Genomic DNA, 6,038 nt, shown 5'->3' on the forward strand with positions numbered 1-6,038 from the left:
TTTCATCAGGAAAGTGCACAACCGGCGCACCCTCATACGGCCCCGGATCATTGTCTGCGTTCCTTCCGGGATCACGCAGGTGGAAAAGAGGGCAGTACGCGAGTCAGCAGAGTCGGCCGGAGCGCGCGAGGTGTTTCTCATCGAGGAGCCTATGGCTGCAGCCATTGGCGCAGGCTTGCCCATCACCGAGCCCACCAGCAACATGGTGGTGGATATCGGCGGCGGCACCACTGAAGTGGCAGTAATCTCCCTGGCAGGCATCGTCTACAGCAAATCGGTGAAGGTCGGCGGCGACAAGATGGATGAGGCAATAACGCACTACATCAAAAACAAGTATAATCTGTTGATTGGTGAACGCACTGCCGAACTGATAAAAACAACCATTGGCAATGCCTTCCCGAACAACGAAGTGGAGCATATGCAAATAAAGGGCAGAGATCTCACTACAGGCATTCCCAAGATCACCCGCATCGATTCTGATGAGGTGCGTGAGTCAATCAGCGAACAGGTAAAGGCTATTGTGGACACAGTGAAAATTGCTCTCGAACAGACCCCTCCAGAACTGGCTGCCGATGTAATGGACAACGGCATTGTACTTACAGGGGGAGGTGCCTTACTCAAGAATATGGACAAGCTTCTTCGGGAACAAACGGGCCTGCCCATTACCATAACTGAAGATCCTCTCTCGACTGTGGTGCTTGGTTCAGGACTTGCCCTGGACAACATCGACACCTTGAGAGACGTGATGATTTGATCATCCTTTTCTGCCATTTGCCAAATCTGGCAATCTTCTTTGCCATTCGTTAATTAGGCTGCCCGAGCTCGTGAGTCTAGACTGGATCGTCTGCAGGCTATTCTGCCGCTAGTCAAAGTTCCCTCCCACGCAAGTCCTTTCAGGTTTTCTCGCATCCCGTTGATATCTGACTTGCTATACTCCGACACATTAGCACTTGCTAGCACGGCACATCCCGGTTACTATTAAATAAACCTTTGATTGAGGACCTTAAAATGGACAATCGCAACAGGATCAAGATTACTCGCAAGCCTTACCACAAACCCTCCAAAGTCGGTTGGTGGCGCCGGTTTCTCGAGCGCCTGGCCAGAGGAAGTCAGCAGCTGCCCAAATCTCTCTGCAGCGCCTGAAACATCGACAGGAGCGGCACCGGAGGTGCCGAAGGCAAGTAGCACTCCTCTCTTTTTGTACTGCCCGCCTATGGAGCCACGATCCCCAAGAACAAGCCAATGTCTGCCCCAACTCAGGCCATCTCTACAGCCGGCGCACCACATTCAGCACAAAAAAATTTATACCTCACATCTCCGGTATATAAATCGAGCGGCTCGCCAGCCAATCTGCCATGTTCATCTACTATCTCCACATTCACCTTTTTTCCGGCACTGTCGTATGACTCCCTGATAAATCTCCTGTGCGTGATGTGCTCGGGGCATCTCAGTTTCATGGTACTTGCTGCCTCCACCAGGTAGACATACTGCCCATATGCCATGGCAATGCAAATCTTGTGGTCTGTCAAGTCCTGTTGAGTCGGCGTAGCCTTTTGTCCAGTGGCACTAATGTTGCATAACTACGCAACGTACTTACAGTTTTGCACAAGAGGCACGACTCCATGTCTGATAATCTCTGGGCAATAGAGACGCTGTTTGAACGCAGGGACGACCCGCGTTATGCTGATGGCTACGCTTATTTCTGTCGAAGCTGCGGCATAGAGTGCAATGTAGGTGAAGTGCCATTTGGCTGTCAGGGCGGCAAGATATTGCCAATTTATATCAGATGCCGCTATGGCTGCGGCCGTTCCTGGCATCTGGAAATTACCCCAGAGCAGGAAGAGAAAGTGGTAACTCATTGAAGCTCTACCCCGGGTTAGCCACGCCGCTCAATAGAGGCACGCCTGGGAAGTACAATCAGGGGCTCCATATGGACTGCTCCGAACCGCTTGACATCGAGGGCATTCGCATCAGGATTCGCTTCCAAAAAGACACCATGGAATTGTTCACTATTCCTGTTCCTTCCTACCAGCAGGAATTTGCTTTTGAAAACCCGACCTCTGTAAGAATCCTGGACAATCCCTTGCAAGATAACTTGCGAAACTATGTAGCCTGGGGTCGATTCTAGTCCCTCTAGATTCCATCTCGCCAAAAACTGTAGTCGTCAAGACCATCTGGTGTCAGATCGGCACGCCCTTGTTGAGTTCGAAGACATCGCCCTCTTGCAGGTCCGCTGGATAGACAAATTCCTCGAAGGCAACTTCTCTTCCGCTGCAATCCAGCAGCCTCACCGTGTAGCCCTCCAGGGGTGCCAACCAGAAAATAGAAAACCTGGCTTCATGTTCACTGATTACCACTCTGGTGTATTCTTCGTCTGCTGCACTCAGACTGCCGCTGCGGTCAGTATCGGCAATCACAGATGCAGTAATCTCCGAACAGCCCAGTTCGTCAAAGGTGAAAGAAGAAACCTCGCCTCTAATAATTGCTGCCTTCTCTGTCTGGTTGACATGAAAAACCGGCTGCAGCTCATAGACAGCATGGCCCACTCTGTGGACAACTTGCAAAGATTCGCTCAAAACCAGATCAACAGTGAGGTCCAGGGTCTCAGCCGGTTGCAACTCAAAATAGTATTCTAGAATCTGCTCTCTTTCTCCAGGAGGTATTTCTACCTGATGGGCGACTCCGTTCACCACAATGCTGGCTTGACTCAACAATATACGGAGATGAGTATAACTTCCTGCTGCAAGATCCCCGGCAGGCACCATTGTTGCCGCTCTTCCCGTGTTCAACTCCAGCATGTCAACCACGTAAGGGGACTCTATCATAGGCAACAGCCGCCATTGCCCCCCCTCTTCGAGAACCTTCACCCCCTCGAAAGCTACAAAAAGTTGCTCACTTGCCTGTGGCAGTAGTGGAGCTGCATCAGTGACTCTCACTGCCACTGTACCCCCTCTTTCCTCATTGAAACTGGCATGAAATTCTGCCTGCGTATTCCCAGAGCAACTGACAAACAGGGGAAATGTCAATAAAAGAAAGGAAAAAAGCATCCTGTATTTCATGGACAACCTTATTTTTGCTTCCGCCATCGAGCTGTCGGCCTTCACAGACGGCCGCTCCCACCCCGAGATGATGCCCGCCGCTGGCACTGCAGGTGCAGGCAGCTCCATCATGGCACAGGGCAGCAAGAGCGTGGCATCACTGCGGAGTTCCGCACCTGGACTGATTCTCTGTCCAGGCTCGAGGTCCAGTTTATTATGTTTCTGCGCGCCTATATTTACGCCTGGATTTTGTATTATACCTTTAATACCTGAAGACGACGATCGCTTTTTGGCGCCACTGTCTGTTGACAACTGCTATGAATCTGGGTTATGTGAGCGCCTATCCGGGTTCCGGCTGAGGTCCATCCTGGTCGAAAACAGTGTGTACCCCGGAGACAACAACCTCTGCTCCATGGATTCCGGGGTAGAAGTTAGAAAGGCGACTTTCATGAGCAGCAGATTTGCTTTCAAGAATCTCTCGGCTGGCGAACTCAAGAAGTACATTGAAACAAAAAAGGAAGGCGACTACCTCATTATCGACGTCAGGCAGCCCTGGGAATATGAGGATGGCCACATAGCTGGTGCCAGACTGATGCCGCTCATGGATCTCGAGAGCAATATCTTTGATTTGCCCCCTGACCAGGACATTGTCTTCTATTGTCGCAGCGGCAGTCGATCACGGGCTGCAGCCACCCTGGCTGGTGAACTCGAACTTTCCAGCAAGAACCTTTATAGTCTCGAAGGTGGCATTCTTGCATGGCAAGACAGGGTTGTCCCAGATATGCCCAAAATTCAATTGTTGGACAAGAGCAGGCCTCTCACAGAACTCCTTTTCACATCCATGGATCTGGAAAAGGGCGCTTACCGTTTCTACCGTCACATTCTCCGCAAGTTCTCTTCAGAATCTTTCAGCGAGGCTATCCAGCACCTTGCTAATGCCGAAACTGCGCACGCCAGGGTCATCTATAACATCCTCGCCCAGGCTGGAAAGGAGATGCAACCCTTTGAAGAGCTCTTTGCCAGCCTTGACGGCGAAATCCTCGAAGGCGGTGCTACCTTAGCCGAAGTTCTCAATACACTGGAGGCAGTGGCAGAGGACCAGTGTCTCCGCCTTCTGGAGATGGCACTCGACATTGAATATTCAGCCTTTGATCTGTATCGCACTGTGGCAGAAGAGGTTGACAACCGGGAGACTCGAGCCGCCTTTCTCAAGATTGCCCAGGCTGAAAAAGAACACATGCGTAGCATTGCCAGAGCACTGGCCGAGTGCCCGCAGCCAAATCCAAACGCCTTATGAATGGAGGAGTCCATGGAACAGAAAGCCTTTCAAGATTACTATCCGGATCAGCTGAGCTACTGCTATGGTTGCGGCCGTCTTAATGATCACGGGCTGCAGATCAAGAGTTACTGGGATGGTGAGGAAGCTGTAGCCACCTTCAAGCCAAAACCATACCACACCGCCATTCCAGGCTTCGTCTATGGCGGACTGATCGCCTCGCTCATTGATTGCCATGCCACTGGCACCGCGGCCGCAGCCTCCTATCGCGCCGAAGGCAGAGATATGGATACAGAGCCGCCGTTCCGCTTTGTCACCGCCTCCCTGCACGTTGACTACCTGCAGCCAACTCCCATCGATGCCCTGTTAGAGCTGAGAGCCAGAGTCGAAGAACTCAAGGGGCGCAAGGTTGTGGTGGCGGTCACCCTGTCCGCAAGAGGAGAACTTTGTGCTCGAGGACGAGTGGTAACCGTGCAAATGCCTGAGAATTTCATCAAACAGGACAATTGATTTTATCCTGGCCTTCGAAGGGGGCTCCATGAGTTCTGACCTGTATCGCCGGTTGGCAGTACATCTGGACAATCTCAGTACATCTGGACAATCTGCCAGGTGGCTTTCCTTCTACAGATAGTGGAGTTGAGCTGCGCATCCTGAAAAAGCTTTTCACTCCTGAGCAGGCGCAGCTGGCCCTGCACCTGACTGTCATTCCCGAGGAAGCCCGCGTGATTGCCCGCCGTGCTGGTTTGTCCAGCAAAGAGGCAGCCACCCTCCTGGAAGAAATGGCGCACAAAGGCCTTATTCTCAGGCAGCAGAGTCGCAAAGGAACTGTCAGGTATATGGCTGCCCAATATGTGGTGGGCATCTGGGAGTACCAGGTCGATAAGCTTGACCGCGAGTTGATAAAGGATATGAACGAATACATTCCTGCTCTTTTCGCCGAGGCATGGAAGTTTCCGCAAATGCGCACCATACCGGTGGGCCGAAGTCTATCGGTGCAGCACAAGGTGCTCTCCCACGAGAAGGCTGAAGAGCTGGTACGATCCCAGAAGAGATTTGGTGTACGACCCTGCATCTGCCGTCAGGAGCATGCCATTATGGGCGAAGGTTGCGGCAAGCTCCTGGAGAGCTGCCTGGTTTTCGGCATGGCAGTGGATCATGACCGGGCCCTCAAAGTAGGCAGGGAAATAGACGTCCAGGAAGCTCTCCACATCCTGCAGCAGGCGGATAAAGAAGGTCTGGTGCTCCAGCCTAGCAATTCCAGAGATATAGTCTGGATTTGCTGCTGTTGCGGCTGTTGCTGCCAGATATTGAAAAACATCAAGCGGCACCCTAGACCTGCCAGCCTGGTGAGCACGCCGTTCAGGGCGACTGCAGACAGCGAAACCTGCTCGGGCTGTGGCATCTGCGTGGATCGCTGTCAGATGGAAGCCATAAGCCTCGAGAGTGATACCGTCTTACTCAACAGCGACCGTTGTATAGGCTGCGGCCTCTGCGTCTCCACCTGCCCCACAGGGTCCCTCACCCTTGTGCGCAAACCCTCGACAGAGCAAACTGAAATACCAAGAGACATCTACCAGGCCTCCTATAAACTCGCCAAAACAAGGGGTAAACTGAGACCCACTAGTATTCTCAAAATGATGGTGAGGTCTAAAATAGACAGGCTGCTGGCGCCCAAATCCACTTGATAAGCAACGAGAAGCAATAGACCAATCCCTCCTTTTTCA

General features: G+C 52.2%; 8 protein-coding genes. 6 read left to right on the forward strand and 2 right to left on the reverse strand.

Translation table 11 applies throughout. The features are described from left to right. On the forward strand, positions 1-754 hold a 754-nt coding region (locus tag JRI89_16550; protein MBW2072842.1), incomplete at its 5' end, for a rod shape-determining protein. Positions 755-1,256: 502 nt separating this feature from the next. Here JRI89_16550 and JRI89_16555 read toward each other — a convergent pair. Beyond that, positions 1,257-1,502 carry a hypothetical protein gene (locus tag JRI89_16555; protein MBW2072843.1) on the reverse strand — a complete coding sequence of 82 codons (246 nt, stop codon included), beginning with the start codon at positions 1,500-1,502 and terminating at the stop codon, positions 1,257-1,259. Between the two features lie 120 nt (positions 1,503-1,622). Between JRI89_16555 and JRI89_16560 the strand changes: the two genes are divergently transcribed. Both JRI89_16560 and JRI89_16565 read left to right on the forward strand, forming a co-directional pair. Next, positions 1,623-1,862 (forward strand): hypothetical protein, encoded by a 240-nt coding sequence (locus JRI89_16560; protein ID MBW2072844.1) that lies wholly within the window; start codon positions 1,623-1,625, stop codon positions 1,860-1,862. Between the two features lie 68 nt (positions 1,863-1,930). Beyond that, entirely contained in the window at positions 1,931-2,128 is a 198-nt protein-coding gene (locus tag JRI89_16565; protein ID MBW2072845.1) for a hypothetical protein, read from the forward strand. Positions 2,129-2,180: 52 nt separating this feature from the next. Here JRI89_16565 and JRI89_16570 read toward each other — a convergent pair whose 3' ends face one another. Further along, a complete protein-coding gene (locus JRI89_16570) occupies positions 2,181-2,942 on the reverse strand; it encodes a DUF4382 domain-containing protein (protein MBW2072846.1) in 762 nt (253 codons plus the stop codon). A gap of 544 nt (positions 2,943-3,486) precedes the next feature. Here JRI89_16570 and JRI89_16575 point away from each other — a divergent pair. The 3 genes from JRI89_16575 to JRI89_16585 all read left to right on the forward strand — a co-directional run bounded on the left by JRI89_16575 (position 3,487) and on the right by JRI89_16585 (position 5,999). Continuing rightward, a complete protein-coding gene (locus JRI89_16575) occupies positions 3,487-4,335 on the forward strand; it encodes a sulfurtransferase (GenBank protein MBW2072847.1) in 849 nt (282 codons plus the stop codon). Positions 4,336-4,347: 12 nt separating this feature from the next. Next, a complete protein-coding gene (locus JRI89_16580) occupies positions 4,348-4,824 on the forward strand; it encodes a PaaI family thioesterase (protein MBW2072848.1) in 477 nt (158 codons plus the stop codon). Between the two features lie 212 nt (positions 4,825-5,036). Beyond that, positions 5,037-5,999 carry a 4Fe-4S binding protein gene (locus JRI89_16585; protein MBW2072849.1) on the forward strand — a complete coding sequence of 321 codons (963 nt, stop codon included), beginning with the start codon at positions 5,037-5,039 and terminating at the stop codon, positions 5,997-5,999. Positions 6,000-6,038 lie beyond the last annotated feature (39 nt).

Source organism: Deltaproteobacteria bacterium (assembly GCA_019309045.1).
Lineage (GTDB): Bacteria > Desulfobacterota > Syntrophobacteria > BM002 > BM002 > JAFDGZ01.

Bases quoted from the DNA above. Each gene is read 5' to 3' on its own strand.
- JRI89_16555 (MBW2072843.1), bottom strand. From the start codon at position 1,502: ATGGCATATGGGCAGTATGTCTACCTGGTGGAGGCAGCAAGTACCATG.
- JRI89_16560 (MBW2072844.1), top strand. From the start codon at position 1,623: ATGTCTGATAATCTCTGGGCAATAGAGACGCTGTTTGAACGCAGGGAC.
- JRI89_16565 (MBW2072845.1), top strand. From the start codon at position 1,931: ATGGACTGCTCCGAACCGCTTGACATCGAGGGCATTCGCATCAGGATT.
- JRI89_16575 (MBW2072847.1), top strand. From the start codon at position 3,487: ATGAGCAGCAGATTTGCTTTCAAGAATCTCTCGGCTGGCGAACTCAAG.
- JRI89_16580 (MBW2072848.1), top strand. From the start codon at position 4,348: ATGGAACAGAAAGCCTTTCAAGATTACTATCCGGATCAGCTGAGCTAC.